At 56.5% G+C, this 4,725-nt stretch carries 6 protein-coding genes; all 6 read right to left on the minus strand.

The genetic code is table 11. The features are described from left to right. Positions 1-307, minus strand: a 307-nt coding sequence (locus VGE80_RS21050) for a YciI family protein (protein ID WP_440594005.1), incomplete at its 3' end; no start/stop codon positions are given. A 251-nt stretch (positions 308-558) separates the two neighbouring features. Continuing rightward, the gene (locus VGE80_RS21055; RefSeq protein WP_440594006.1) at positions 559-927 is read right to left on the minus strand and encodes a YciI family protein; all 369 of its coding nucleotides are present in this window, start codon (positions 925-927) and stop codon (positions 559-561) included. A 72-nt stretch (positions 928-999) separates the two neighbouring features. Beyond that, positions 1,000-1,374 (minus strand): YciI family protein, encoded by a 375-nt coding sequence (locus VGE80_RS21060; protein ID WP_397570257.1) that lies wholly within the window; start codon positions 1,372-1,374, stop codon positions 1,000-1,002. A 127-nt stretch (positions 1,375-1,501) separates the two neighbouring features. After that, complete coding sequence (locus VGE80_RS21065) at positions 1,502-2,755, minus strand: RNA polymerase sigma factor (protein WP_440594007.1); 1,254 nt, start codon at positions 2,753-2,755, stop codon at positions 1,502-1,504. 83 nt (positions 2,756-2,838) lie between these two features. Then, positions 2,839-3,825 (minus strand): GNAT family N-acetyltransferase, encoded by a 987-nt coding sequence (locus VGE80_RS21070; protein WP_440594008.1) that lies wholly within the window; start codon positions 3,823-3,825, stop codon positions 2,839-2,841. A 71-nt stretch (positions 3,826-3,896) separates the two neighbouring features. Next, a partial coding sequence (locus VGE80_RS21075; protein ID WP_440594009.1) for a transketolase family protein occupies positions 3,897-4,725 on the minus strand: 829 nt, incomplete at its 5' end.

Raw genomic sequence — 4,725 nt, forward strand, 5'->3', positions numbered from 1 at the left:
TGAGCATGGGGTTGGGGCATCGTTTCCCCCATTCGATCGCCTCTTCCATGGATTTCACGCGCCACATCCAGAACCCGGCGACTAACTCATTCGTCTCTGCAAAAGGACCATCGATGACAGAACGTTTGGTGCCGGAAAAGCGAACGCGGACCCCCTTTGAACTTGGGTGGAGGCCCTCGCCTGAAAGCATGATTCCCGCTTTGACCAGCTCTTCGTTGTATCGCCCCATGTCTGCGAGAAGTTTCTCGTCGGGCATGACGGCGGCCTCTGAGTCCTTTGTTGCTTTTACCATCACAATCACCTTCATTGATAATCTCCTTGGCAATTCAAGTTCGCAGGGCACACGGATTCAGAGTAGAACATCAACAAGACAACAGAGCCGACCTCTCTCGGCTTCCGCGTGATCAAGTCACCACGAGTTGGTTTAAGAAATGTGGGAATCGAGGGACTGAGCAAGCCCCCTCTCCGGAACAACGCGTTGGAGTCGCAGCTCATCGGTCTTTCCATGACAGCGAAGTGCCTCAGCCACGTCCAAAAGGCTTTCAGCAATATCCGAGGTCAGACCGGGCCGGGTAAACCATCGAGTTGTCGTAACGGGCGAATTTCGACCGTCGCGATTCTGGCACCCGGATGCTGGGCTGCCACGACAATCGCCTCATCCAGATTCTCAACCTCGATCAGGTAATAACCACCCAGGACTTCACTTGTTTCAGCGAACGGACCGTCTGTCACCGTTCGGACCCCATCGCGGACCCGTACACATTTCGCTGTCGCCACGGGTTGGAGTGGCGAAGCATCAATGTACTGACCGCGATCGTTCAGTTTATGTGTCAGCTGAACCGCCTCGTTCATCGCGGCTTTTAAGGCGTCCTCACCTTTTTGCCTCCAAAGATCATCGTCGTCGTAGCACAGCAACATGTATTTCATCGAAGGAATTCCTGCACGTGGGTTGCTCACTCGTGAACTTAGTCGTCGAAGACTGGCAGCTTCGACAAAAAATTATTTCGAATTACCCACCTGTCGACCGGGAAGTCCCTCCAGCTCATGGACGGGCCGTACCTCGACAGTCCCTTTCCTCGCCGCAGGTAACCGAGCTGCAATTTCGACCGCTTCGTCGATGTCTTTCGCTTCGACCATGAAGAAACCACCCAGTTGTTCCCGAGTTTCGGCGAAGGGCCCATCGGTCAGCGATCGTTTGCCATCGCGAACTCTTACACTGGTCGCCATGGAAACTGGCAGAAGTGGCGACGCGGCCAGGAACTTCCCCTCTTTGTGGAGCGCATTGGCGATCTGGGTCGATTCCTGAAAACATTTCTCTCGTTCATCCTCGGCCCAGCAGCCTTCTTCCGAGTAAATCAACAACATGAATCGCACGATGGCAGCCTTTCGCAATTGAGGAATGGGAAAATCACGAAACGAATTTGCGTGAATCGATCATCACGTCTCTGTCTGCAGATTAGTCGACTGATGATTTGAACAATCGACAGTTTGTCGCTTGAATTCAGGAATCGAGTTCGCGAAGCCGTTTTTCGATGAATCGTCGCTCTGGTTCCTGAGAGACCAGCTTGAGAGCCGATTCATAGGAACTTCTTGCCTGCACCTTCTGCCCCAACCGACGATAGAGGTCGGCTTGGGCCGCATGTAAGAGGTGGTACCTCGCGAGTTGCCCGCGTTCGAGTATCACGTTGATAAGTTCGATACCTGCTTGCGGCCCGTCTCGCATCGCGACGGCAACGGCTCGGTTCAGTTCGACGATCGGCGAAGGCTCTGCCCGAAGGAGTAAGTCGTACAGCGCGACGATCTTCGCCCAATCTGTCGATGTGGTGTCCGCAGCCGACGTGTGAACGGCCGCGATCGCGGCCTGAATGGCATGAACGCCCAGCATCGGGGCAGCAAATGCCTCCCCGGCCAGCCGGTGACCTTCCTCAATCTGTGACCAGTTCCACAGACTGCGATCCTGATCCTCGAGCAGGATCAGATCGCCATTTTCTGCCGTACGAGCCTTACGCCGCGAGTCATGAAGCAGCATCAGTGCTACGAGGCCAATCACCTCGGGATCCGGCAACAACTGCATCAGCAACCGACCAAGTCGAATGGCTTCTCCAGAGAGATCGGCTCGCGTCAGCGATTCACCCGAGGAAGCCGAATACCCCTCATTGAAGACGAGATAGATCACGGCCAGAACCGAGTCCAAACGAGCCGGCAGGTCCTCCATCGAAGGGACTTGATAGGGAATCCTGGCATCGCGAATCTTCGCTTTGCCACGCACAATTCGCTGTGCGATGGTGGATGGAGTCGTCAGAAACGCGGTGGCAATGGCTTCTGTGGTCAGACCACAGACTTCGCGCAGGGTCAGCGCAATTTGAGTACTCGACGAGAGGGCCGGGTGGCAGCAGGTAAAGATCAGCCGTAATCGGTCATCTTCCACACCTCCGCCGTCGACATCCTCTTCTATCTCCGCAGCGGCTTCCGGTTTGACAGCCAGCTTGGGGAGTGACGCGTCAAACCGCGAGCGACGTCGAATGACGTCAATCGCCTTGAATCGTCCCGCAGATACCAGCCAGGCACGGGGATTATTGGGGATACCGTCACGTCCCCACTGCTCGACAGCTGATGCGAATGCATCGTGCATGGCTTCTTCTGCGAGGTCAAATTCGCCCACCAGCCGGATCAGCGTCGCCAGAACACGACGCGACTCGATCCGGTAGATTTCTTCGACCTTCCTTCGTACCAGTTGGATATCACTGTGTTCCATCGTTGCCCCGAAAGAGAGCGTGACATACGAACTGGTTCACGTCGCCTGACCCGCGAGATTTTCGAACGGACTTCCGAGGGGCGTCATTCGGTCGACGGTTCAGCACCACCAGCCTTTTTGTAGACCACCCCCGCGTCGACGAGTTGAAAGCCCGCGGACTTGATTACGGCGATCGCCGCAGCATCCGTTTCTTTCGCGTGAGCCTCGGCAAGTTGAATCATTTCATCACGGACTCTGCGACAGACTTCATCGAGCAGAAGCTGGCCGTACCCTTTGCGTCGCTGATGCTCTGAGACGTGCAGTCCCGTGATCCCAATAGCCCGCATCTTCCAACTGGTTGTGTACATATCCAGGCCGACGACACAAACTCGGGCGAGCAGCGATCCTCCCGCCTTGGGCATCAATCCCAGTTGCATCGAGTCGAGTCGCCCCTGGCGTGTCGACCACCACCAGTCTTTCGGTTCGTAGGCCGTTGCCGCGGCGAGCTTCGACTGTCGCTTCGCATTCAACATGCGAACGCACATGATTTCGGGCCCCCCCGGGCCCAACTTACGCTGAAAGACCAGGTGCCGTTCAAAGGGGACGTATCCCATCGCTTGAAAGAACGGTGCCGCGGCAGGATCCGATTCCAGAAATCCAGCTGGTTGACTTCCGCCGTACAGGCCTGCGTAGAAAGGATCGTTTGGGTCGGCACCCCCTCCGTAGATCGTTTCCGCTCCAGCTTGCCGCAGGAACTCTTCGGCCCGTCGGATCAGTTCCCTGCCGATCCCTTGTCGCCGATATTGCGGATCGACGATCACGGCGCAGATGACTCCTGTCTTTCTGCACAATCGCGACTTGGTTTCGTCTGCCCCGAAGCCCACATGGACGAAGCCGACAAGATGTCTGTTGTCTGTTGTGGCCACGATCAGGCCTGCAGGGTCGAAGTAGGTCTGAGCAATGACGAGGCCGTCGAACTCATCACAACTGATCCCCGTTGCCGCGCCACGTCCCAATCCAGACTCGTTCCACAACCGCAAAATCTGCGGAGGATCAAAGTTTCGAAACTGGCGGTAAGCCACCACGACCATGTTACCTTTTTTGCAAAAGAAACCCGGTGTCGATCGACACCGGGTCTCTGCAATGTGACACGCCACTGCCGTCAGCGACGTTTAACTTTTTCCACGGCCGCGACAATCGCTTCCGCAGTTAATCCGTACTTTTGCAAAAGTCCCTGCGGGTCGCCACTCTCGGCATAGCGATCCCCCAGATTGACAAATTCTATGGGAACGGGACGAGTTCGTGCGACCGTCGCTGCAACAGCGGCCCCCAATCCTCCCGTCATCAAGTGTTCTTCCGCGACAACAATTCGACCCGTTTCTTCAGCCGCTCGCAAGATCGTCGCTTCGTCCAGCGGTTTGACTGTATGCATGTCGACGACTCGTGCGTTGGTCCCCGCGTGTGCAAGCTCCGCCGCCGCATCAAGAGCAACACCCACCATGAGTCCATTGGCGATGATGGTAACGTCGTTCCCATCTTTCACTGTGTTGGCCTTCCCGATCACGAACGGGGAATCAGCCTGATAGATCTCGGGAAGTTCGATCCGCCCGCAACGCAGGTAAACCGGCCCGACATGCTCAAGCATCGCCCGAGTCGCCTTCCGGGTTGAAATCGCATCGGCGGGGACGATGACGGTCATGCCGGGAAGCGAACAGGCCAGACTTACATCCTCGATCCCCATCTGCGAAGCCCCATCTTCGCCGATGGAAATTCCTGCGTGCGACCCCACCAGTTTGACATTCGCTTCCGGATACGCGACGCACATCCGAATCTGGTCAAACGCATTGGCCAGCAGAAACACCGCAAAGCTGCTGACGACCGGGATCTTGCCGGCAGACGCCAACCCGCTCGCAACCCCGACCATGTTGGATTCCGCAATCCCCACATTGAAAGCTCGATCGGGGAATGCTTTGGCGAAGACTTCCGTCCGG

Origin of the sequence: Schlesneria sp. (assembly GCF_036405755.1) — a bacterium.
Taxonomy (GTDB): domain Bacteria; phylum Planctomycetota; class Planctomycetia; order Planctomycetales; family Planctomycetaceae; genus Schlesneria; species Schlesneria sphaerica.

Bases quoted from the DNA above. Each gene is read 5' to 3' on its own strand.
- VGE80_RS21055 (WP_440594006.1), bottom strand. From the start codon at position 927: ATGAAATACATGTTGCTGTGCTACGACGACGATGATCTTTGGAGGCAA.
- VGE80_RS21070 (WP_440594008.1), bottom strand. From the start codon at position 3,825: ATGGTCGTGGTGGCTTACCGCCAGTTTCGAAACTTTGATCCTCCGCAG.
- VGE80_RS21065 (WP_440594007.1), bottom strand. From the start codon at position 2,755: ATGGAACACAGTGATATCCAACTGGTACGAAGGAAGGTCGAAGAAATC.